This window comes from Enterobacter ludwigii, assembly GCF_001750725.1.
In the GTDB taxonomy this organism is placed as follows: Bacteria; Pseudomonadota; Gammaproteobacteria; order Enterobacterales; family Enterobacteriaceae; genus Enterobacter; species Enterobacter ludwigii.
On the sequence record NZ_CP017279.1, the window covers coordinates 3,641,156 to 3,661,864 of the forward strand.

Annotated in this window: 20 protein-coding genes and 1 pseudogene; 1 reads left to right on the forward strand and 20 read right to left on the reverse strand. The window is 48.9% G+C overall.

Going from position 1 to position 20,709, the window contains the following annotated elements:
* Nucleotides 1–73: 73 nt before the first annotated feature.
* The 19 genes and pseudogenes from BH714_RS23800 to BH714_RS17205 all read right to left on the reverse strand — a co-directional run bounded on the left by BH714_RS23800 (nucleotide 74) and on the right by BH714_RS17205 (nucleotide 17,862).
* A pseudogene (locus BH714_RS23800) lies at nucleotides 74–448 on the reverse strand (VOC family protein).
* A 64-nt stretch (nucleotides 449–512) separates the two neighbouring features.
* Complete coding sequence (locus BH714_RS17120; RefSeq protein ID WP_032681824.1) at nucleotides 513–764, reverse strand: zinc ribbon domain-containing protein; 252 nt, start codon at nucleotides 762–764, stop codon at nucleotides 513–515.
* Between the two features lie 125 nt (nucleotides 765–889).
* Nucleotides 890–2,530 (reverse strand): class I SAM-dependent methyltransferase, encoded by a 1,641-nt coding sequence (locus BH714_RS17125; protein WP_088202982.1) that lies wholly within the window; start codon nucleotides 2,528–2,530, stop codon nucleotides 890–892.
* Nucleotides 2,531–2,537: 7 nt separating this feature from the next.
* A complete protein-coding gene (locus BH714_RS17130) occupies nucleotides 2,538–2,795 on the reverse strand; it encodes a YjhX family toxin (RefSeq protein WP_032681821.1) in 258 nt (85 codons plus the stop codon).
* Between the two features lie 276 nt (nucleotides 2,796–3,071).
* Nucleotides 3,072–3,932 carry a ketose-bisphosphate aldolase gene (locus tag BH714_RS17135; RefSeq protein WP_040018505.1) on the reverse strand — a complete coding sequence of 287 codons (861 nt, stop codon included), beginning with the start codon at nucleotides 3,930–3,932 and terminating at the stop codon, nucleotides 3,072–3,074.
* Between the two features lie 2 nt (nucleotides 3,933–3,934).
* Nucleotides 3,935–5,341, reverse strand: coding sequence for a PTS fructose transporter subunit IIC (locus BH714_RS17140; RefSeq protein WP_040018506.1), 1,407 nt, complete (start codon nucleotides 5,339–5,341; stop codon nucleotides 3,935–3,937).
* Between the two features lie 21 nt (nucleotides 5,342–5,362).
* Nucleotides 5,363–5,836, reverse strand: coding sequence for a PTS sugar transporter subunit IIA (locus BH714_RS17145; RefSeq protein WP_032681816.1), 474 nt, complete (start codon nucleotides 5,834–5,836; stop codon nucleotides 5,363–5,365).
* A gap of 1 nt (nucleotide 5,837) precedes the next feature.
* Nucleotides 5,838–7,343: a BglG family transcription antiterminator gene (locus BH714_RS17150; protein WP_032681814.1), complete on the reverse strand. Its 1,506-nt coding sequence runs from the start codon at nucleotides 7,341–7,343 to the stop codon at nucleotides 5,838–5,840.
* A gap of 438 nt (nucleotides 7,344–7,781) precedes the next feature.
* On the reverse strand, nucleotides 7,782–9,044 hold the full coding sequence (locus BH714_RS17155; protein WP_001546979.1) for a PTS galactitol transporter subunit IIC: 1,263 nt from the start codon (nucleotides 9,042–9,044) through the stop codon (nucleotides 7,782–7,784).
* Nucleotides 9,045–9,132: 88 nt separating this feature from the next.
* On the reverse strand, nucleotides 9,133–10,128 hold the full coding sequence (locus BH714_RS17160) for a 2-hydroxyacid dehydrogenase (protein ID WP_032681811.1): 996 nt from the start codon (nucleotides 10,126–10,128) through the stop codon (nucleotides 9,133–9,135).
* A 16-nt stretch (nucleotides 10,129–10,144) separates the two neighbouring features.
* Nucleotides 10,145–10,906 (reverse strand): SDR family NAD(P)-dependent oxidoreductase, encoded by a 762-nt coding sequence (locus BH714_RS17165; RefSeq protein WP_032681809.1) that lies wholly within the window; start codon nucleotides 10,904–10,906, stop codon nucleotides 10,145–10,147.
* Between the two features lie 11 nt (nucleotides 10,907–10,917).
* Entirely contained in the window at nucleotides 10,918–12,456 is a 1,539-nt protein-coding gene (locus BH714_RS17170) for an FGGY-family carbohydrate kinase (RefSeq protein ID WP_032681807.1), read from the reverse strand.
* Nucleotides 12,457–12,476: 20 nt separating this feature from the next.
* A complete protein-coding gene (locus BH714_RS17175) occupies nucleotides 12,477–13,028 on the reverse strand; it encodes a glycerol-3-phosphate responsive antiterminator (RefSeq protein ID WP_000479583.1) in 552 nt (183 codons plus the stop codon).
* 14 nt (nucleotides 13,029–13,042) lie between these two features.
* The gene (locus BH714_RS17180) at nucleotides 13,043–13,834 is read right to left on the reverse strand and encodes a class I fructose-bisphosphate aldolase (RefSeq protein WP_032681805.1); all 792 of its coding nucleotides are present in this window, start codon (nucleotides 13,832–13,834) and stop codon (nucleotides 13,043–13,045) included.
* A gap of 388 nt (nucleotides 13,835–14,222) precedes the next feature.
* On the reverse strand, nucleotides 14,223–14,615 hold the full coding sequence (locus BH714_RS17185) for a VOC family protein (protein WP_032681803.1): 393 nt from the start codon (nucleotides 14,613–14,615) through the stop codon (nucleotides 14,223–14,225).
* Nucleotides 14,616–14,639: 24 nt separating this feature from the next.
* The gene (locus BH714_RS17190; protein WP_032682066.1) at nucleotides 14,640–15,896 is read right to left on the reverse strand and encodes a multidrug efflux MFS transporter MdtM; all 1,257 of its coding nucleotides are present in this window, start codon (nucleotides 15,894–15,896) and stop codon (nucleotides 14,640–14,642) included.
* Nucleotides 15,897–15,934: 38 nt separating this feature from the next.
* Nucleotides 15,935–16,507, reverse strand: a complete 573-nt coding sequence (locus BH714_RS17195; protein WP_032681802.1) for a DUF1349 domain-containing protein — start codon at nucleotides 16,505–16,507, stop codon at nucleotides 15,935–15,937.
* Nucleotides 16,508–16,547: 40 nt separating this feature from the next.
* Entirely contained in the window at nucleotides 16,548–17,366 is an 819-nt protein-coding gene (locus BH714_RS17200) for a GNAT family N-acetyltransferase (RefSeq protein ID WP_040018510.1), read from the reverse strand.
* A gap of 61 nt (nucleotides 17,367–17,427) precedes the next feature.
* Entirely contained in the window at nucleotides 17,428–17,862 is a 435-nt protein-coding gene (locus tag BH714_RS17205; protein ID WP_032681800.1) for a VOC family protein, read from the reverse strand.
* 959 nt (nucleotides 17,863–18,821) lie between these two features.
* On the opposite strand from BH714_RS17205, the gene BH714_RS17210 reads away from it, so the two are divergent.
* The gene (locus BH714_RS17210; protein WP_032681799.1) at nucleotides 18,822–19,430 is read left to right on the forward strand and encodes a DUF1062 domain-containing protein; all 609 of its coding nucleotides are present in this window, start codon (nucleotides 18,822–18,824) and stop codon (nucleotides 19,428–19,430) included.
* A 266-nt stretch (nucleotides 19,431–19,696) separates the two neighbouring features.
* On the opposite strand, the gene BH714_RS17215 is transcribed toward BH714_RS17210, so the two are convergent.
* Complete coding sequence (locus BH714_RS17215; protein WP_032681798.1) at nucleotides 19,697–20,692, reverse strand: LacI family DNA-binding transcriptional regulator; 996 nt, start codon at nucleotides 20,690–20,692, stop codon at nucleotides 19,697–19,699.
* Nucleotides 20,693–20,709 lie beyond the last annotated feature (17 nt).

Here is a 20,709-nt window from a genome sequence, read left to right on the forward strand (position 1 = left end):
CCACCTAACCGGACAAGCCACTCTTGTCCTACAGGGGCTGCTAACGCATATACTTCAATAAGAGACTTACTCGTCAGGTTATTCTCAACAACAACTCTCTGACGTGGATTGCATAAGCACTATGGAATCCTTGCCCGTAATGCGGCCTGTGATCCGGCGCATCTTCATCCGCGCCTCCCAGACTAAGGGCAAGCGCATGCAACTGTCTGATATCTGATATGTCCAATAGAACGGGCGTTCAGCGCCGCCATCGTGCCATTACCAACCCCGGCGGGTTGTCTGTCAAAGGGCCTGCCGACGCACAATCCGATGGTATGATTTTCGCTGAACGTCCCCAAGATGCGCCTTCTTCATTCCGGCCTACCTTTGGATGTGCAAGCAATTCCATCAACGGATCGTAGAACGTGATGGCGCGTGGCAGATCGCCGGGCATAATGTAAGAAAACATCGTCTCTCCTTTATGGAATCAGGGGAGTGAAGATAGTCTGCCTAAATTATTAAGGCTTTGTTCTTCACTCGTCTGCTTTATGAGCCCAGGCGGGCATTGCCGTCAGATAACGTTTTGAACGCTTCTGTGCTTCTTCCGGGCCGACTTTTTGCCAGGAATCAAGGAAGTTGGCTAAGCCTGATACCGCTTCTTCCCAGGGTTTAAGATTGCCGTTGCTGTCACAGCAGTACGCGCAATATTGATCGCTGGCACTGTGTGCATCGGGTGCAGACATCGGCATTCCGCAAGCCTGACAGAACTTTTCATGTTGTGACATATGATGCTCCTTATGGTGACATCCTGGTTAATAAACATACACAATCTGTATTGTTCAGGTGATGCATCAGATCAAAGCAAAGGCGAAGCCCCGGTATCTCCAGTCAGAAATACCGGGGCTTGTTGTTACCTGGCGATAAGCGCGAACACGCCCCAGCCAAAGTATTCCCGCGCGTACGTTACGTGGCGTTTCGGCGAGATGTTTAGCTCGGCCCTGACTTCGGCGGCGAAGTCGTCGTCAGGATTAGCCTCCAGCCAGCGGCGCATGGTCAGCCATTTCGCGGCCTCATACCGGTCCCAGCCTTCCTGATCTGCCAGTACCATTTCCACCACGTCATAGCCGAGATCGTCGAACGCGCCGATAAGCCCCGGCAGCGTCAGGAAATCAGCCAGTGAGCTGACGCCACAGGCCTGCGCTATCTCGTCCGTTGCCGGAAGCTGACGCCAGTAGGGCTCACCGATGAGCATGATCCCGCCCGGTTTCAGGCTCTGCGCCAGCAGTTCGACCGTCCCGGCAAACCCACCGGAAATCCATGTCGCGCCGACGCAGGCTGCCACGTCACATTTTTCATTGGCGACGTAACCGGCCGCATCATTATGAATAAAATGTACGCGTTCACTGACGCCGAGTTCTTCCGCGCGGCGTCTGGCCTGCGCGGTGAAGAGCGAACTCATGTCGATGCCAGTCCCCGTAATGCCATGATCCCGGGCCCAGGTGCAGAGCATCTCGCCCGAGCCGCTGCCGAGGTCCAGAATGCGGGTCTCCGGTTTTATGCGCAGCACGCGGCCCAGCGTGGCGTACTTCTCTTCGGTGAACGGGTTGTGGATGCGGTGTTCGCTTTCACTGATGGTAAAAATACGTGGGATATCCAATGTGGAATTCCTTTTATTGCGTTGAGTATTAAGAGGAAGTTCCTCTGAGGTTTTTGCTTTTTCGGCCAGCAGAGCAAACAGCTTTCCTTCAAATGTCTCGCTGACTGGCCAGTCGTGGCTTTCAGGAGGAGGAAGCAGGGTAAAACCGACATTACCGAGCAGGCTGATGTACTCGTCATCGCGCCAGGCCGTCATCTGGCTGCCGAAACGGGTGGTGTGACCGTTTGCTTCTATGGTCCAGAACTGCGTTGAGCTGGTCTGGGCTTCTTCATCCCAGCCATGTTCCGTCAGCAGCAGGTGAGGGACGCCCAGAAACAGCCCGTCCGGACAGCGTTGCCAGCTCGGTTCAGCCATTCCCTGACGTTTAACTTCCTCGAAAGTATGGACTTCAGTGAGCAGCCTGCCACCCGGCTCCAGCCACAGCGCGCAGCGGCTGACGAGTGAGCGCGCATCTGCCGTGCTGAACACATTCAGTTCCCCGAACGTCATCATGATGAAATCGAACGATTTATCTGGCCAATATGCGCGGATATCCTGCTGAACATAGTCGATGTTCAATCCGGCATTCTGCGCCTGCTGACGGGCCCAGCTCACGGATGCCGGTGAGAAATCCACGCCGGTGCAGTGAAATCCGCGCTCCGCTAAGCGGTGGGTATAAAAACCGGGGCCGCAGCCGAGATCGAGGATATGTGCGCCAGGGGATAACTGGCTGGCGATCCACTCGACCTGCCGCTCAATGACCTCCTGCCTGCGGCTGGCCCAGTCGTGGTCCTGCGACAAATGGTTCGCCAGCATGCGCTGGCTGAAGGCCGGTTCGTCCCAGGGGATTTTGCTCTCCTCCGCTGACAGCCGGATGTGCCGGGAAGCGGAAATAAGGGTGCTGATATCCATCATGCTCTCCTTAGCGGTTATCAAGCTGTGCGCGAACGTTATTCAGCCCGGTGGTGTTGATGCGGTAGGGCTGGCTGTTGACGGACTTGATCAGTTTTTTGGTTTTGAGTTTTTTGAAGGTGGCGAGGGTGCAGTCGATGAGCAACAGGCCTTCGCGGGTGTAGCATTCAACGGCGGTGACGCGGCCAGACGCATCGCGAACGTGCGCAATACGGCCACCTTTGGCGAGAACGTGTAAGGTACGTTGTTCCTGACGGGATAAATTCATACTGGAAAACCTGTTTAATCATCATGTGCAAAACGTGCAAACACACCGCGGTGTCCGCATTCGATTTCGGCGCATTGATAATCAGTCCGGCCTGAAAAGGTCGGGAAGCTGATTATCGGATGATTACATTCTCCAGCATCAAAGCCTCGGGTTGAGTTGAAAGGTATTTACGGGGTGAATGATAACACCTAATTTTAGTAAGTGAATACCCAAGGATGAAAAGTGTGATCCCGATGGGAGCCTGTCAGGGCTCCCTTATTGAATCGCCTTGCCTTCTTAGCCGTAAAGCGCCGCCTTGCCGATGGAGGAGAATAAATCCATCTTCTGGATCACAATCTCTTTCGCTGCATCCATTGGCTTAAGGTATAGAGCGTTAGGTTCATGACTTCCTGATTTCAGTTCTTCTTCCAGTGCAATATAGAATGCTTTTTTCATATCGCTGGAAATGTTGATTTTGCTGACACCGTGCTGGACAGATTCTGCCACCTCAGCATCTTTGTTACCTGAACCACCGTGCAGAACCAGAGGAATGCTCAGTCGCTGCTTAATGGCTTTCAGTCTCTCGATATCCAGTTTCGGCTGTTTTCCTGCCGGGTATAATCCGTGTGAGGTTCCAATCGCAACCGCTAGCGTGTCGACTCCTGTCTCTCTCACAAACTGTTCAGCCTGCTGTGGATCGGTATAAAGGATTTCAGCGTGTCCGCCTTCGCTGCTGCCCTCAGCCACACCTATCGTGCCGAGTTCCGCTTCAACAGATACGCCCGCAGCATGGGCCACTTCGGTAATATGGCGGGTGATCGCAATGTTTTCCTCAAATGGAAGGGCTGAGGCGTCGATCATGACAGATGTATAGCCGGTGCGAATGGCCCGCATAACCTGTTCCAGTGTCTGCCCGTGGTCCAGATGGATGACGACGGGCACCGTTGCCTTAATCGCCAGTTCGCGAAGATAGTAAATAAAATCATCCCCGGTAAATTCATGCTCATCAGGATGCACTTCAAGAATGACGGGTGAACGAAGTTTTTCTGCAACCTCAATGACGAGCCTGGCAAACTCGGCAGAGGCAATATTGAATGCGCCAACGCCAAATTTATTTTGCTGAGCTATGGATAAAACGTCTTTCATATTCATAAGCATGGTTACATCTCCTGTACAGTTTCAGGGCTGTCTTTCTTAATAAAACGAAGAATAAGGGCCGTCAGTAATGCGCCTGCAGCAATAGCAGCGATATAGCTGACAACATGGGTGATCACATTCGGAATAAACATGACAAATACGCCACCGTGCGGGGCTCTTGATGCACATCCCAGCGCCATAGAGAGGGCCCCTGCAAGCCCGGACCCTGCAACAATGGCAGGGATGACACGTAGCGGATCAGCTACTGCGTAAGGGATTGCACCTTCCGTGATAAAAGACAGGCCAAGAACATAGGTGACTTTGCCGGTGTCTCTTTCCTGACGGGTAAACTTACGACCAAACAGCGTGGTGGCGAGCGCAATGCCTAACGGCGGTACCATGCCAGCAGCCATGCAGGCGGCAATCGGTTCATAGATACCTGTCGACATTAGGCCAATAGCAAACATACAGACGGTTTTATTCAGCGGTCCTCCCATGTCGAAGGCCACCATCATGCCTATCATAAGTCCCATGATGGCTGCGTTGGTATTCCCGAGGTTCTGAAGAAATAAGGTTAGCGAGTCGAGAAGAAACTTAATGGGCTCGCCAATGACTAACACCATCAACGCACCGGTAATAAAAACGCTCAGTAACGGGACGATCAGTATCGGCTTCAGGCCTGCCACGGACTTAGGGAGATTGATATATTTCACAATCAGCAGCGTGATATATCCCGCCAGGAATCCGGCCAGTAGTGCTCCGAGAAATCCCGAACCCGTTTGTATCGCCATCATGCCGCCAACGGCCCCGGAAACCATGCCCATATTGCCGCTAATTGATTTACTGATGCCAAGTGAAAGAATGGGCAGCATCAGGGCAAAAGCGGCACCCCCACCGATATCAGAAAGCATTTTTGCAACAGGGCTGAAATTTGGATCGCCAGGTGTTGCAGCGGTAATGCCAAATGAGAAACTCAGGGCAATCAGAATGCCACCGGCAACCACGAACGGAATCATCAAGTTAACGCCGGTAATAAGATGAATATAAATCTGGGAAACGAGAGATTTATCCGTATCTTTTTGTGACTGCTTTTCCGAAATATCTGACGCAAGATACCGTTCAGGCTGTAATTTTCCAGAAACAATATCATCCAGTAACCCAGATGCATCTTTCGCTGCACGCGTTACCGAGACGCGGATAATGTTTTTATTATTAAAGCGCGAGAGATCAATAACCTTATCAGCGGCGATTAAAACTACGTCCGCCTGCCTGATATCATCATCTGTAAAAATATACTCACTTTCAACAGCGCCATGCGTTTCAACAAGTAAGGGAATGCTTTTTTTACAGGCGTTCTTTTTGAGGTTTGCTTCAGCAAGGTATGTGTGTGCAACGCCAGTTGGACAGGCGGTAATTGCAATGATTTTCATTTTATTCTCCTTGTAAGGATGCTACTCCCCGGTATTGCTGAGAATTAACCGGTACAGTTCCTCTTGTGAGCTGGCATTAAGTAATTTGTCGACGACGTCATCATCTCCTAATGCAATTGATATACGGGCCAGCACTTTTATGTGTCCCGCTCCGCTGTCGACGTCTTTCACGGCAAACAGAATCACCAGTTTGACATCGGAACTATCCATGGTTTCCCAGTCAACAGTCTCCTTTAGCCTGGCAACAGCAATTCTTGTTTCTTTAACCCACTGAGATTTTCCATGTGGAATAGCAATCTGATTTTCGAAACCCGTTGACCCCAGTGCTTCTCTTGCAAGCACGTCAGCGATAAAACCTTGTTTATTATCGATTACACCTTCTTCGCATAGCGACTGCGTCAGTTGCTCAATGACATCCATTTTACTGTTCGCCTGCATATCAGTTATCACGCAGGCTTTGCTTAATAGATCACTTAAAACAATTTTATCTAACATGCTATTTCTCCTGAGAGTTGCGTTCGGTGAATAATGTTTCCGTCACGCGAATAATATCTTTTGCTGAAAAAAGAGCGGATACATATGCCACAGGGATCATCATTTCTTCTATCCTCACCGTTGAAATGATTAAGTCACATTTCTTTTCAGATAATGTTTTTTTAAGCCTGCTTCCAGGCACAATGTCGACAATCTCCCAGTCCGGGAATGCTTTGGTGATCCGGCTATACAGAAGCTGCGATGTGCCGACTCCACTTGAACAGACAAGGATAATTTTTTTGTTCTCTTTAACCTTTTCTATTGCTGCCTGAATATAAACGCTTAAATAAGCAACTTCATCCTCTGAAGGGGGGTCGTGTTTATCATAGTTATTTATTTTTATAGTGGCGCTTCTGACAGCAGCGAAAACATCTGAGAGTTCTTTTTTTATTTCATCAAGAAGAGGGTTGTGAATAATTATCCGGTAAGTTAGTCGATTTAGCATCGGCTTAATATGCATGACCAGAGAGTTCAACAGTGTTTTGTCTGATATTAAATCACATTTAAGCGACTGAGAGATGTCACTTGTCAGATTTATGGCATAACTTACCGCCTCTTTATCCTGAAAATCGTTATCTGGAAGGTTGGTTAAGGTCGTATCTTTTCCAGATGAAATCAGATACTGATAGATGTAGTTAATTTCAATCTCTGGAAAGGAAAATGTATACTTTCCCTCTAGCCATGATATTGCTTTAACTGCAACTTTCCATTCTTTATTATCATGAACTGGAACCTTCTCGTTATCGGTATGAGGATGACACTTCTCCATTCGTCTGATGGTGACCAGTAAATGTGAAAAAAGATTGGTGTAGTAAGGTTCACTGATTGCACATGCTAATTCATCTTCTATGAAGGTGATGAGGTTGATACAGTTCGCGACGTTTTCTTTACCAAACTCTTTTATGAGTTGTACACGAGAAAATCTGTCGATTCGACTATCGGTCATCTGATAATTACATAATACGCTATGTGTTATGATCTCCTTGAGAGCCATGCGAATATCATAGTCATTACCTTCAACATACGTTCCCGTATGATTCTTTATCATCACAAGTGAAAAACTGCCCAGCCATTTATCAATTTTATTTAAATCCTCTACGATTGAGGAGCGGCTGATGAAATACTTGTCTGACAAAAAAGTAATGGATAATGGCGTGGGTGAGTGCGTCAGCAAATCAGTGATGATGCCAATGAGTCTTTTGCTTTTTAATATGTTAGCAACATGTTCGTCTGGAGATGTAACTGGCAAAGACACTATTTCACTTGCATCCAGCCTCATGCCCAGGCCAGGTCTGCAGAGTATGTGATTGCCTTTATCAGCGAAAAAGTCGTTGATAGCATCAACATCTCTTCTGAGCGTGCTCACTGAGATATGAAGGATTTTCGCGGCCTGAGCCGTGCTTAGCCAACCATCTTCCTGAGCTAATTGATTTACCAGCGATATTTGTCTTTTGCTCAGCACTTTCATTATCCACTCCTTCGAAGAAATGTTGGCGCTTCAATGATGTTAGTTATAACGACTCTCATGATGCGAGGAAATACCATGAAATGAACGCATGTATACCATCACAATGAACAGCTCGTTATTCGGGAGAGGCGTGATTATACGTGGGCGTTTGTAAGTTAATGTCCCTAAGAGAAAAGAACAGGGTAGTTAACTGGTTTAATGGATGGGGATATTAATAGCGTGAGCTTGATGTTAATTCTATTTTCAAAAAAAACACAATTTGGAGACGAAGTTAAATGAGTCATATACAGAAAATTTCATAGCAAGATTTGTCTTTTGAAGTCATCTTTTTCTAAGGAATGCTCTGGTTGATATGTCATTCAGTTGAAGATTTTTCTGAAATGTTTAAAAAGAAACAGAGGGCAGGGGATTGCCCTCTGTTTGTGTTGTGACTCTTAATTAAGGCGCAGTACTGAAAAACTCCCCAAACTTCACTGCCAGCCAGCCAACCGGTGTGGTCGCCCCCCCGACAATATTGGTAATTTCAGACATTCCCTCCGGCACCGGAATGTTGGAGTTAACCGCCGCCTGAGTGTATTCCTTAGAAATGTCCGTTCCGACGTACAAAATGCAGCTGACGATCAGCGTGCCGCTAATGAACATGCGGAACATATTGCGTTTACAGAATGGCGTGACCATCGCCAGCAGGAACATCAATGAAGCGAGGTCGACAAATGGCAGAACGCGGTTACCGGGCAGAATGATAGACAGCACTACGGCCATCGGGATCAACAGCAGTCCGGTGGCCAGGACTGAAGGTTCGCCAATCAATAACGCGGTATCCATGCCGATATAAAAGTCACGGTCAGGGAATTTGGCCTTCAATTTTGCTTCTGCGGCATCACGGACGATAAGCAATCCCTGCACCAGTATTTCAATCATTTTTGGCAACAGCAGCATCGCCGCGGAGACCTTGATTGCCAGCGAAACGGCAGCCGAAACGTCATACCCGGCAAGGAATGCCAGCAGCAATCCCAGTACGAAACCCAGCGTTAACGGCTCACCAAATACACCGAACTTTTTATTAATGCTTTCCGGATCAAAATTAATTTTATTGATAAGCGGAATCTTATCAATAATGTAATTACAGGCTATGCCAAAGGGGACGTAGGCTATACAGGTAAGGTGAGGGAAAGAAATCCCTTTTAGATTATAATTTTTTTGTAAATACGGGGCGGTTAAATCTGCTGCCAGTAACGTTAAGACAAAAATACCAAATGTTATGCCAACAGAAAGCCAGTAGTTACCGGTTCCGGCATACACGACCGAGCCCATGATCAGGAATATCCAGTAGTTGAAGATATCGATATTCACCGTTTTGGTTAATTTGAGCAGTAGCATGGCCAGATTGATGACAATAAAACCGACCACGACAGGCAGCATCAGCGGAGAGCCCCAGCCAATCGTTGAAGCGGTCGGCCACCCGGTGTCGACGACATTCAGTTGCAGGCCGATGCGCTCGACCATTGCCTGTGATGCAGGGCCAATGTTCGTCAGCAGCAGGCCAATTACCAGGCCGACGCCTTCGAACCCAATACCGACCAGCATCCCCGCTTTAAATGCCGTACCGATTTTTACCCCAAAGCAAAGTGCGATAATAAAGAATATTACTGGCATCATGACTGATGCCCCCAGACTAATAATGCTGTTGATAATATCCATAATGATTCCTTAACAAGGCGGCCGAATTGGGCGCGAGCGAAGCCGAGCCCAATGGGCTGTATAAAAACCTTAAAGGTCTTTTTTATATTTAACTGAGTTTCTTCAGCAAGATCTCAGCAAATAGTTTGGGTGAATTACTGAAGGCGTCGAGCGTACTGCCCGCAATATGCGGGGTGATGGTGACGTTATTCAGTAAATAAAACGCGCTGTCGTCAGGTAACGGCTCATCGTCGAAAGTATCCAGCGCCGCCCCCATGATTTTTCCGGTCTGTAGAGCGTCAATCAGATCGCGTTCATTGATTAGCCCGGAGCGCGCGGTATTAACAATAATGGCGCTGCTTTTCATTAACCCGAAATGGTGTGCGTTGATCAGGTTTTCGGTTTCCGGCGTCATACGGGCATGGAGTGAGACAACGTCAGCCCGTGTTACCAGCTCGTCAAGGGTATCGACTTTCTCATAGCGTTCGTGGCCGGAGACGTACTTATCATAAAAGATAATTTCCGTGCCGAAGGCGCTAAGAAAACCCGCGACGAGTTGAGCAATATGACCCAGGCCAACCAGACCGACAACCTTACCGCCAAGCTCTGGAATAGCCTGATGATTCGGGCTGTCTTTACGCCAGAACTTATCGCGTAACGCATCATGAGAACGGGCAATATTGCGCATTTCGGCCAGCATCATCCCGACCGTAAATTCCGCCACGCTGCGGGCATTGCGCCCCGGCGTGTTCATTACCTCAATTCCCCGGGCCAGTGCGACCTGCTGGTTGACGTTTTCAACGCCCCCTCGCAATACCCCGATGTATTTGAGCTTTGGCAGTTTATCCAGCACTGCCGTATTGACCGGAGCAAACTGGGTTATCAGGATTTCAACGTCGTCAGCACCCTCGAGTAAGGCTGCGGGTAACGTAACCGCTTCTGCGCCTTCCTGCTCGACCCGCAGATTATCCTCCTGCAATTTTTCGATCGAATCATGCGACCATTCACGAACTTCAACGTCGATACCTTTATCCCTGAGCGCATTAAGACCTGCTTCCATCATCGCTTTGTTGATAAAAAGATCGGCAATTGCCAGACATTTCATAGTGATTCTCCATAGATTAACGCATCAACATACCGCCGGTGACATCCACAGTTGCTCCCGTCATATAGCTGGTTTTAGGAGAAACCATGAAGACCCCGATGTCGGCAATTTCATTTGGCTGAGCTACCCGACCTACTGGAATCCGGCTGACGTAATAGGCTGGGTCCTGTTCAATATTTTTACGGATCATCGCGGTGTCCATAATCCCGACAGCGATGTTGTTCACGTTGATATTTTGTTTTGCTACCTCTCTTGCCAGCGAGATAGAGAAAGCTACCAGGCCCGCTTTACTGGCCGCGTAATGGGCATGGCCGGTTGTGGATCCATGGAATGCAGCCTGTGAGGTAATATTCAAAATGCTGCCTGCCTGATCTTGTTGCAGGCAGTGATTCACAAACAATTGGCTTAAATGGAATACCGCTTTCAGGTTCACATTCATTACCAAGTCCCAGTCTTGTGGGGTTATCTCGGCAACGTAACCACTGAGCCAGATACCGGCGTTATTGACCAGAATGTCGGCCTTTCCCATCTGCTCAATGCAGGCCGCAAAGAGATGCTCCCGGCTTTTCTCATCGGCAAGATCGGTTTTCACCGCAATAATTTTGACGTCAGTGGTGGATTTCACCTGTTCAATCAGTAATTCCGGGCACTCTTCATCACGCAGGTACGTGAAACAGATATTGACGCCTTCTTTAGCCAGGGAAAGGACAAATTCCCGGCCAAGCCCCGTGGCTCCACCGGTGACGATGGCTGTGCGGTGTTTCAGATTTAGATCCATTCATTCCTCACTTAATGCGTGATGTAGTTACTGCAGCTTTTCCATGGGGACTGCATTTCAGATAACAGGTTTTTGTAGAGCTGATATTTGTCCTGGTACACTTGCTGATGGGCCGGATTCGGCGTCACGGTACGCGCGACGCGCACCATTTCATTGGACGCGGCGAAGACATCATCAAACCAGCCAATCATGACAGCGGCTGTCATTGCGGTTCCGAGTGTGCCGTGCTCTTTAACATCGACAATCTCAAGCGTGCACTGGAAGATATCGGCAAAGACCTGTAGCCAGACCGGCGAGTTGGTGACCCCCCCAGCAATTCGTATGGTGCGACTCAAATCCGGATTGATGTTTCGTAAACGTTCGGTGTGATAGAGATGGCTGAACGCCACACCTTCGTAAATCGCGCGCAGGAAATGCGCTTTTTTATGGAAACTGTTCACCCCAATAAAGCCTGCTGAGGCATCGGGAATGGTGTTAGAGCCAAATACGAAAGGAAAGAACAGCAGATGGCTTTCTTCTGGCGTCGTGGATAAGACCAGCGAGTTACACAACTCATAGACGGAAGATCCCTGAGCAGCAGCGGTTTCCCGGTCGTTCTCCATGAAATTATTGATAAACCATTCAAGATTGCTGGCAGAGGTCGGGCTGGCTTCGGTTATCAGCCATTTACCGTCGATCGGGTAAATCGACGTCATAAACAGATCTTTGTCGATAACCGGATGGTCAGTCACATATTCATTGATGCTCCAGGTTCCGGTGATGATAGCCAGCTTATTGAGGGTATTAATCCCGGAGGCGACAGACGAGGCGGAAATGTCGAACACGCCGCCAGAGACGGGGGTGCCTGCGCATAAGCCTGTCTGACGGGCGACTTCATCGGTTATCCGACCGCAGCAGTCCGTGGACAGTTTGACGGGGGGCAATTTCGCGCGCAGGTCAGCAAGCCCCCACCATGCCAGTAGTTCATCGTCATACTTGCGGTCACGTACGTTAATCAGGTTGGTCCCGGAGAGGTCAGTAAGCTCAAGATAAGCCTCTCCGGTCAGGTAGAAGCGGATCAGGTCTTTTACCATAAAAATGGTATGTGCTTTCTGCAGCACCTCCGGCTCGTTATCCTTCAGCCAAGCCAGCAGAGCAATGGGTTGTCCGGCCCAGATTGACTGCATGGTTTTAGGCAGGATGTCGGTCAAAAACTCGGGTGAGTTTTGCCACTTTTCTACGTACTCTTTTGCCCGACTGTCGGTTGAGATAATGCCGTTGCGGACCGGGTTGCCAGCTTCATCTACCAGATACAAACCGTTCCCATGTCCGGTGACGGCGATTCCTTTGATTTTACTGGCGTCGATCCCTGATTGCTCAATCGCTTTTTTGATGACCTCGATGTTAGCCGCCCACAGCTCGGTAATATCGCGTTCGGTATGAAATTCCCTGGGTGTCAGCATCTGGGTGGATTTTGACGCGATAGAAACCACGCTGCCGTTGCGATCGTAGATAGCCGCCTTAGTGACTGTCCCGCCATTATCGATACCCATTACATATTCATCTTTCATTACCGTGGACTCCTTATTGGTTACCATAAACCCGGCTCGCTGGTGGTTATTCCTTTAAACCCGGCATGGAATATTTTATCTACAAGGTATTTCCGCTTTACAAAGCCTCCGGCGATGAATATCACGTCAAAGCCATTTAAATTTCGGCTAATCAATTCCAGGCACTGGCAGGCATATTCAGCAGGTAAGATTTCTATTGCATCCGGCGGGTTATGTTTAACGATGTCGATAGACTGATCCAGCGATCGAGAATCGATAAGTAACACCCGAAAAATAGTCAATAACCCCTCTTTTTTTGCATAGCGCAGGGCGGAGAGATTGGAAGAAATAACACCATCAACTTTATAATAACTTTTCAGTAAATTGATCCCAGCCTGATCGGGTTTAAACCCGCCGAGTAACTCCAGATGGACCAGAACCTTCTTACCACTTTGATGACATTTGCCTATCAGTGATTGCAGATTGCCGATATTGGCCTCTGACAACAGAACATATTCCGATGCACAGGATAATGCCTTGTCAAAATGCTTATACTTTCTAACTGAAGGAATGATGGTGTTATTTAAAAACATATTAGTATCCGATGTTATTTAGCCATATAGAGGCTGTATGCTTCTTCCGCAGAGGCATTTTCGTGGACGATAGCATTCAGGCCTGCGACCACTCTGTCTGGTCGCGGGTCCTGAGTGATATTTCGACCCACTGCCACCCCTTTAGCCCCAACCTGCATACAGTGCAGAACAAACTTGAAGTAACCATCAATGCCGGTTTTTGGGCCCCCAAGTGCAAGGACGGGAACGCCTGCCGCTTCGACGATCAAGCGGTCTTCCGCTGTACCTGTAAAACGTGTTTTGATGACATCGGCCCCCAGTTCCACTGCGGCGCGAGCCGAGGCGGCGATAATTGCCGGGTTGTTCGAGTCGTCGCTGGTCACGGGGTAGCCATAGGGAAGTGATTCGACAATTAGCGGCACGTTCCAGCGGTCTGCGGCCTGTGCCAGTTGCATTGCCATGATGTGCGTTTTTTCTTCGTTGAAGGCACCCGGGAAGGTCATGCAGACGACACCTTCAGCGCCGACTTTTAATGCATCTTCAACGGTAAACATCGGGGTAGTATCGGGAACGGTATTATCAAAAATACTGACTGTACTATCGACGCGTAATACAACAGGAACCGAATTTAATGGCTCACGAAAATTTTTCAGCATGCCGTACGTGACCAACGCACAATCCAGCCCTTGCTCAACCAATGCCGGCAGTTGGTTTATCGTATTATCAATACCATTTGTTTTCGTGGAAAAATAGTAACCATCCAGCGCTAATGTCACTGATTTACCATCTTTTGCAAAAATCTTTGAGAGACGGCGTTCTTTAGACATTTATTTACTCCTTAACAAGATAAAAAAACAAAAAAAGCCCTCAGAGACTCACGTCTCTGAGGGCTTTCTATTCACATACCCTTGCGATAATGGTTCAGAAATCTAAATCATTATCAGTTAATTTGTTTTGCAATTTGAGAGGGGTTTAAACTTTGTTTATATTTAAATCCGTTCTCTTGCGTGCTTAAATAACTAACATGCTCAGGATTAGCTTGTCTAGTTTGAGTGCCAAAATTGAGAAGCTGATCACGTCAATTTTTTATTTTTGTAAAAATCAACGGGGCAACGATTTTAAACAACCAGTTGAAATCGAACAATTAATGATTCTTTCGAAAGATCGCTAGTGGTTGAGACATTTTAGCCCTGCAGGTCTTCGATATCACATCCGTTACTCCACCAAATCGTAGAACACAAACGCCAGTTTATTACCATCCGGATCGCGTACATAGGCACTATAGAACCCGTCACCGTACTGGGGGCGATATCCCGGCCCCCCTTCATTCGTACCGCCAAGCGACAGAGCGAGAGTGTGCGCCTGCTGTACCTGTTCTACGGACACAGCATTCAATGCCACCATGGTCCCATTACCCACGGACGCCGGTTGTTTATCAAATGGTCGGCCCACGCAAAGGCCAGTCGTGGTATTCGCACTAAATGTGCCCCAGGACGCGCCTTCTTCATTCCGGCCTGCCTTTGGATACCCAAGCAATTCCATCAACGGATCGTAGAATTGGATGGCGCGTGGCAGATCGCTAGTACCCAGCATCACGTAAGAAAACATAACCCCTCCTTACTTACATTTGTATTATTGTTCCTGACAGCCTGCCGGTGATACTGACTGGCTCTGATGCTGCCCACGTAGTTTAAGCAGGCGGGCAACTGATATGATGACGGCTATACCGGCCAGCAGCGCCGCGCCGTGGATAGCAATCCTGCCGCCGGCATGGAAGTAAACCCAGCGGGTTATTTCAATGCTAAGGGCAATTATGCCGAGCGCCAGAATATTTAGCGTGGCAGAAACGGTGCCCTTTGGCAGGTTATGAGAAAAGAGCGTGAAGCGAAACAGCACCGGATAGAGCAGTCCAATACCCAGGGCATAAAAGCTCGTTCCCAGTACTGACCATAGCCAGACGTGTGGCCATAGCAGATTGCCGACCAGCAAAGTCAGCAAGCCAGCAAGCTGTATCGGGACAGTCCCCCAGATAAAACGCGGTGAAGTCGGGTCTTTGATAAAATTCGCTACGATCGCACTGGCGATAATGATCCCACTAAACACGGGCACCTGTGTCCAGGCATAGGTTCCGGGAGACATACCCCCGTGCTCAATCAGGATCACGGGTGAGAGCGCCACCCAGGTGATGATGGGCAGGTTGCCAAAAGCAACTGCCAGTGAGCCGGTCAGCACCAAGGGATGGCGAAATGCCGCAATGAAATCTGACAGTACTTCACCCGGTTTGAATTCTCTTCCCTGAGATATAACTGTTTCCGGCATTTTGAGCAGTAGTAAAAACCATGCTACCAGACCAAACACACCGATGATGGCAAAGAGCAGTTTCCAGTGAATGAACGCCATCAGCGCAGCGCCGGCCACAGGCCCGATAACTGGGGCGAGCAGAACAATAGAGGTCAGCGTAGCCATGATTCTGATGGAATCCATTTCACCAAACGCCTCCTGAATTGAGACGTAACCAACGGTTGAGATAAAACAGATGCTGGTGCCCTGAATGAAGCGGGCGACGAAGTATTGTTCGATCGAGGTGACAAACAGCATGCTTAGACTGGCAAGGGCAAAGATCATTGCACCAGTGAGCAGGACAGGGCGGCGGCCAATCCGGTCGGAGAGTGGCCCCAGGAGCCACTGTAGCGCCAGTCCGCCTGCCATATACAAACTGACTGATGCTGGAGCCAGCGTCACATCCGCCTGTAGCTCATTTATAATGCTAATGACGCCCGGCTGAATAAGGTCCGTTGTCAGGTAGGCTGAAAAATCGTAGATGATCATCGCCAGTGGAAATAATAGAACGCTGCCATACCTGCTAAGGCGTCCCGAAAATGGCTTCATAAACGGGTTCTCCGTTTTCTGTAATCCTTTGATTTTAATCAACTCAGATCGTGCAGTTCTTTATCCATCGCAGGAGTCAGTCTGAGATCAAGAAATTCTACCTCCAACCCCTGGCGTTGAGGTGTACAACACATGACGCCCGTTTTTACTGGGCCCGTGGGAAAATGACATAAGCGAAGTAATGGCCAGTGCTGTCCATCTGAGGAATACTGCAATCGTAACGCATCTTTCTTACGGGTCAGACGCAGCCAGAATTCCTTCGGATCCCCAGGAAAGAGTCCTGTGGCCCAGTCCGAATTTCCCCGCGTGAGTACACTCCCGATTGCAGGTGCTCCATCGTTAAATTCGATGCCAGCTTTGAGCCAGTGCTGTTCGTCAGAGAGCATCATAATTCCGGCCTGGTCATAGAGTGTGGTGAAGTCTGCGCGGATCCTGACCTGAAAAGTAAAATCACCTGTTACATCAGTAGCGTAGATGTGGCCGGTAAAACGCTCAAACCCGTACCAGGTACGGCACCAGAAATCAGTATGCTCATCTGTGATTACCGACAGGGCGTTATTTTCGTAGCACCATACGGCGGGCTCATTGATCCATTCAAACCTGCAACTCATCATTGTTCTCCTGTCATGCGGAACGCAGCATAACGATAGTTTAAAATGTCAGTTCCATTTCAAACTGGCATAACGGTTCAGCCTGATAACCCGCCGCAGTAAATAATGGTGCCAGCGTTTCTGGGATCGCGGCTGATGTACCTATGCCAGGCCATCTGGCATTGATTTTCTTAAGCATTGTTTTAGCCCGTCCCTGGTAACGATACGCCGGTTCCACAAACAAACAGCGGAGCTGAGGTTGTCCCATGAACTCGGCGACAGCACACCATGCATGTTCGTTATCCCTGAGGATGTCGCAGGGAATAGACAAGAGCTGCAGGGGACTGGCCAGCCAGGGAAGATCATCATCTGGTGCAGACCAGACGGTATGCAGGAAGTCATCAACAGACTTGGATTCCATAGCCCCTGAAGATATTTCCAGTTGAGACTGTGGATCTCCCCGGTATTTGCACAGATGTCGGCGAACCTGAAAACCGAGCGCGTGATAGAGAGCGATGGCCCGGGTATTTTCGCGCATCACTTCCAGCCTCACGCTGGAAAACTTTTTCTCTTTTAAGGAGGTAAACAGAGGAGTAATCATCTGTTTTGCCAGTCCCTGGCTCCGGTACTCGGGTAACACACCAAATGCGGCCAGACGCGCTTTGTCCATTCTGCGGGTTACGATGGCTATTGCCGCCGGGTTATCATTGACCAGCCAGACAAACGAGTCTTCAAGACTGAGTCCTTCGGAAATGAAACGTAAGGCAAATATTTCTGGTGGCAACGCAAACGGTGTCAATGATTCACTAAAGCTGTCTGCAAGAATACGGCTCAACTCCGTAATGCTGCATTCAAGGGCTGATACCGGAATAACGGTCATAGATAAAGCTCTCCATTGCGGTTACCGGGAGCTACAGGGGGAAAATATGCTCCCTGTTTTCTCAGACAGTGAAGCTGATTTCTACAGAGCGGGCACTGCGATCACCCTCACCATGGTAAACAGCTTCGATGTTGTTAGCGTCCGGATCCAGAACAAAAGCGGCATAGTATCCGGGATGATAGGTTCGTTCGGCAGGTGCGCCGTTATCACGTCCGCCATGATTTAGTGCTGCATGGTAAAACGCGTTCACCGATTCACGGTCTGTGGCCTGAAAGGCCAGATGGTGCCGTCCTGTAGGCACCCCTCCAGACTCCGAACTTTTTACGGACGAAATGACCAGTTCGTCAGCCCAGATATAATCGTCATCGGTGATAACCACGGGGATCTTAAGTTCCGCCAGAACAGCAGTGTAAAACGCTTTGCTTGCGTCAAAGTTGTTTACCACGAGCTGGATATGGTCGATAAGTCTGCCACGATGTAGCGTATAGTTATCCATGGTTCATTTCCTTATTCAGATTCTGTCAGTCAGGTCTGTACCTGTGAAACTCAACAGATGCACAACTCTACGTTATGCTTGTGTTGTTGAAAAAAAGTACGTTAAGTTTTGTGCGCTGCACCCGACAGGTATCAGAAAATCATTCCAGATTTGGTCTTGTACAGGAATTGCTATTCGCTTATGACCAGGCTCTCAATTGCCAGTTGAAAGATAAATAGCAGGGATGAGATAAGAGCAAGCCATTTTACGGGGCGTAGTTTACGTTCAGGTATAGAGAGCGTGTGGAGTATGGCATGACGCTTCATTTTATTTAGTGGCATGCTGCCTCCTGAAAAAGAGCCGCCTGCTCAGGCTGCTAAACAATGAAAAAAGAATTATTCCACAAACAGGGCACTTATGAGCAAGGTTAGTTGCCATGGAGCTAACGTAACGGTTAAGGCGGTAAGAACAAGCCACAAGCGGCTAAACGTTTTCCTTCCGAGTTGACAGTTTCCTGCTGGGGAGCTGTTCGTTTGTTAGCCAGAACAGGTTAACGAATAAAATCAGTATATCCATATTAAATAAATGGTTGTTTAGCGTTTATTTAAATAATGCCATTCGAATAATACACACTCAAATAATAAACAATGTGGAACTATCCAGTACCGCTAATTGATAGGCGCTCATGAGAACTGGAGAGATAATTGCTTCTGATGAGCCATAAATGCAATTACATCCCGGTCAGGGAATTCCCGGGTTTAAGTAGCGTGATTAACCACCATAAATATTGATTGAACTCATTTACCCGATTAGCGCCATTTTGATAGTCTCGACTTATCTCGTTGACTATCTATAGGATTTTTGCGTTGGAAATCTTTTTTTAACCCACTGAAAAATATCTCTTAAATATTTTTCATACATAAAAATTTATGGTCCGTTCAGTACGGATCCGATTTTGTATGGGTTAAAAAAGGTACGTTATGAAAGTTACATGGACCGTCACGCCTGTGGGGTATCAGCGCATCGCGAAGCGATGCCCTTCATGCAACATTAAACGGGACTTCACGCCATCAGGTGCATTTCGGATTAATTCGCAAAAGAAGGTGCTGGACGTGTGGAGTATCTATAAATGCACACACTGTGATTACACCTGGAATATTTCCCTGTTTTCTCGTCTGCACGTCAGCAAAATTGACCGCCAGCTTTATCATCGGCTGATGAGCAACGATGCCGCCACGGTTCAACATTTTGCCTGTGATATCGCGACGCTGAAGCGGAACAACGCCGAGCTATCGGGTCGGCCTGATTTTACCGTTCAGGAGCGCTGGCCGGTAAGCATCACTGCCCACCAGCGGGTCCGCGTTAGTGTCAGGATTTCCCGTTCATTTCAGGTCAGCTTGTTGTCGATTTTGAAGCAGCAGCTCATGCTGAGCGCTGGTGAAATTCAGAGAAGGGTTGCAGCAGGGCATATAAGTGGCGTTACGCTGAAGTTGCTTAAATCGAGAAAGCTGAAGGCCGCGGAATATAAATTCCAGCTGTCTGCGGAAACGCTGTTCGCACGGCGCAAGATCGTTCTGACGCGTCGTTAAAAATAAGAGTCTCACCCCAGGGTTACCTGCGCCAGTATGGTAACGGCTTAAGGGATTAATGGGCATACCAGGGAAAGGTGAGCCTCTGCTTTTCATGCCCCGAGCCAAGAACCGGCTCGGGCAGGAGTGATAAAAATATCGTGCGGAGGGTATGAGCGTCCGTCTGGCGTGTATTGGTGTGGGGAGCCAAGAGTGAGGCGGCCTGGTTTACCTGGCCGCGGGCATAGGGAGGGAGCAGCGTAAATGACGATTGCTTAACCGCTAGCTCAAAATGATTCTCGCAGCAGCCGGGGACTATCGACCAAAACTTTCTCACGGTGGCTTTCGCCGTTAATAATGTGCAGCGTACTTAAGCGCCCAATCTCATAGTGCGGAAGCTGGACCGTGGATAGCGGAGGTAAAAACAAATTACCGATCCCTACGAGGTTGTCGTACCCAAGAACCGCAATATCCTGTGGGATGCGGATCCCTCGCGTCAACAGCGTCTGATAGACCATAAACGCAATGCGGTCATTACCACAGATCACCGAATCAAACTGCGGCTGCCCCCGCTCCAGATACGCCAGCAAAATGTCAGGAATATCACGGTAGTGCTCATCGCCATACTGCATATAGCAGTGCTCAAGCGTATCGGGATTGATATTGGCTTCCCGGCAGGCGCGGTCCAGCCCCTTACGGCGGCGAAGCGTCGCCAGATGATTGACAGGTAAATGCAGGCAAAGGGGGCGGCGGTATCCCGCCGCTAACAGCGCCTGTACAGCGGTATACTGCCCTTGTTCATCGTCAGGAATATAGCTGGCAACCGGTTCTCCCGTGTTCTCGCAGTTGGCCAGCACGCAGGGGTGCTCCAGTAATCTGGGCGAGATGTTCACCTCGCGCAGTCCCATGGTGGTGAAAATGATCCCCCCGGGCCGGTGCGCGAGCAGCAGGTCGACAATATCGTCAGGATTATCATCGGTAAACATGTTAACCACGAAGCTATTCCAGCCATACGCGCGGGCCGTTTCCTCGATAGACAGCGTTATCTCAACCGAAAACGGGGTAGTGACGGTATCCAGCGCAAGCACGCCAATCGTTTTATTCCTGGAGCCGACGCGACGAACCTGCCGGGCAGAGAGGTCCGGCACATAGTTTAGCTGTAAGATAGCCTCCTGCACCCTGGACAGGGTTTCAGGCTTCACGCGTTTCGGATCGTTAAGCACCCGCGACACGGTCATTAGCGATACGTTGGCCACTCTGGCCACATCTTTTAAAGACGCCATAGCCTTCCATTAATCAA

Excerpts from the sequence above, each read along its gene's own strand:
- BH714_RS17120 (WP_032681824.1), bottom strand. The coding sequence starts at position 764 with ATGTCACAACATGAAAAGTTCTGTCAGGCTTGCGGAATGCCGATGTCT.
- BH714_RS17125 (WP_088202982.1), bottom strand. The coding sequence starts at position 2,530 with ATGATGGATATCAGCACCCTTATTTCCGCTTCCCGGCACATCCGGCTG.
- BH714_RS17130 (WP_032681821.1), bottom strand. The coding sequence starts at position 2,795 with ATGAATTTATCCCGTCAGGAACAACGTACCTTACACGTTCTCGCCAAA.
- BH714_RS17135 (WP_040018505.1), bottom strand. The coding sequence starts at position 3,932 with ATGCTTATGAATATGAAAGACGTTTTATCCATAGCTCAGCAAAATAAA.
- BH714_RS17140 (WP_040018506.1), bottom strand. The coding sequence starts at position 5,341 with ATGAAAATCATTGCAATTACCGCCTGTCCAACTGGCGTTGCACACACA.
- BH714_RS17145 (WP_032681816.1), bottom strand. The coding sequence starts at position 5,836 with ATGTTAGATAAAATTGTTTTAAGTGATCTATTAAGCAAAGCCTGCGTG.
- BH714_RS17150 (WP_032681814.1), bottom strand. The coding sequence starts at position 7,343 with ATGAAAGTGCTGAGCAAAAGACAAATATCGCTGGTAAATCAATTAGCT.
- BH714_RS17155 (WP_001546979.1), bottom strand. The coding sequence starts at position 9,044 with ATGGATATTATCAACAGCATTATTAGTCTGGGGGCATCAGTCATGATG.
- BH714_RS17160 (WP_032681811.1), bottom strand. The coding sequence starts at position 10,128 with ATGAAATGTCTGGCAATTGCCGATCTTTTTATCAACAAAGCGATGATG.
- BH714_RS17165 (WP_032681809.1), bottom strand. The coding sequence starts at position 10,906 with ATGGATCTAAATCTGAAACACCGCACAGCCATCGTCACCGGTGGAGCC.
- BH714_RS17170 (WP_032681807.1), bottom strand. The coding sequence starts at position 12,456 with ATGAAAGATGAATATGTAATGGGTATCGATAATGGCGGGACAGTCACT.
- BH714_RS17175 (WP_000479583.1), bottom strand. The coding sequence starts at position 13,028 with ATGTTTTTAAATAACACCATCATTCCTTCAGTTAGAAAGTATAAGCAT.
- BH714_RS17180 (WP_032681805.1), bottom strand. The coding sequence starts at position 13,834 with ATGTCTAAAGAACGCCGTCTCTCAAAGATTTTTGCAAAAGATGGTAAA.
- BH714_RS17185 (WP_032681803.1), bottom strand. The coding sequence starts at position 14,615 with ATGTTTTCTTACGTGATGCTGGGTACTAGCGATCTGCCACGCGCCATC.
- BH714_RS17190 (WP_032682066.1), bottom strand. The coding sequence starts at position 15,896 with ATGAAGCCATTTTCGGGACGCCTTAGCAGGTATGGCAGCGTTCTATTA.
- BH714_RS17195 (WP_032681802.1), bottom strand. The coding sequence starts at position 16,507 with ATGAGTTGCAGGTTTGAATGGATCAATGAGCCCGCCGTATGGTGCTAC.
- BH714_RS17200 (WP_040018510.1), bottom strand. The coding sequence starts at position 17,366 with ATGACCGTTATTCCGGTATCAGCCCTTGAATGCAGCATTACGGAGTTG.
- BH714_RS17205 (WP_032681800.1), bottom strand. The coding sequence starts at position 17,862 with ATGGATAACTATACGCTACATCGTGGCAGACTTATCGACCATATCCAG.
- BH714_RS17210 (WP_032681799.1), top strand. The coding sequence starts at position 18,822 with ATGAAAGTTACATGGACCGTCACGCCTGTGGGGTATCAGCGCATCGCG.
- BH714_RS17215 (WP_032681798.1), bottom strand. The coding sequence starts at position 20,692 with ATGGCGTCTTTAAAAGATGTGGCCAGAGTGGCCAACGTATCGCTAATG.